This is a genomic window from Kitasatospora sp. UYEF31, assembly GCF_057291755.1.
Genome location: NZ_JBXAWK010000160.1, coordinates 1 through 1,219 on the forward strand (window position 1 = coordinate 1; position 1,219 = coordinate 1,219).

At 69.2% G+C, this 1,219-nt stretch carries 1 pseudogene; it reads left to right on the forward strand.

The features are described 5' to 3' along the window. Positions 1 to 1,180 (forward strand): annotated as a pseudogene (locus AC0Z36_RS29715) (hypothetical protein); the annotation flags it as partial. Positions 1,181 to 1,219: the final 39 nt, after the last annotated feature.

The window sequence follows — 1,219 nt, forward strand, 5'->3', positions numbered from 1 at the left end:
CGCTTTCGACGATCTGAAGACCCCGGCCCGGCGGGCGACGTGGTCACGCTTCCGCGAGCACGCCGCGCGGGTGGAGGAACTGGACCTGCTGGGGGATACCGCCGACTGGGTCGCGGGGGTGCCGCAGACGAAGGTCGCGGGGTTCGCCGCGCAGGCCCGGGTGTTGTCGGTGGGTGAGGTGAAGTCCTTCGCCGAACCCCGGCGCACCGCGCTGATCGCGTGTCTGGCCGCGGAGGCGCGCACCCGGGCCCGCGACGATCTGGTGGTGATGTTGTGCAAACGCGTCGCCCGGCACCACAAGCGGGCGGTGGAGGAACTGGCGGATCTTCAGCTGCGGCACCGGTCGCTGACCGAGCAGTTGATCCGTTCCTACCGCGACGTGCTGTCCGCGCTGCGTGACTCCCCGGCTTCGGGCGGGAAGCCTGGGACGCTGGACGACGCGTTCACGCTGGCCAACACCCGTGCGGTGGTGGAGCAGGCGGGCGGGTTCGACGCCCAGCTCGCGGACATCGAGGCCGTCGCGGCGCACGCGGGCAACAACCACACCGGTCTGGTCGAGCGGTTCTTCAAGGTCGACCGGCCGACGATGTTCAAGCTCGCCGGCATGCTCACCTTCATCCCCACCTCCACCGACCGAAGTGTGCTGACCGCGCTGCGGCACGCCGTGGACCACCGGAACCTGACCCGCGAGCACATCCCCGACACCGTCACCCACGGGGCGGGCCAGGACCGGTGGACCGGGAAACTGGACTTGTCGTTCGCGTCGCAGAACTGGATCAGGACCGTCTACGCCAAGGACCGTCCCGGGATGCTGGTGCGGCGGCACTTCGAGGCGATGGTGTTCTGCTACCTCGCCGAGGAACTGCGCTGTGGGGACGTCGCGGTGGCCGGCAGCCAGGAGTACGGCGACTGGACGGCGATGCTTCTTCCGTGGGACCGGTGCGAGGAGAAGTTGGAGGCGTTCTGCGTCGAGGCCGGGCTGCCGGGCAGCGCGATGGAGTTCACCGACGTGTTCCGCACCCGCCTGACCGAGATCGCGGGGAAGGTCGACGCCGGGTATCCGGACAACGCCGACCTGGTCATCGACCCCGTCTCAGGTGCTCCGTCGCTCAAACAGCGTCGGGCTTCAGAGTGCGGTTCGCACCGTAATGCCCGGGTTTGGTGTCGCTCGATGGGGTGACGTTGGGGCATCTCTGCCGGTCGGGCGTTCGAGGTTCGC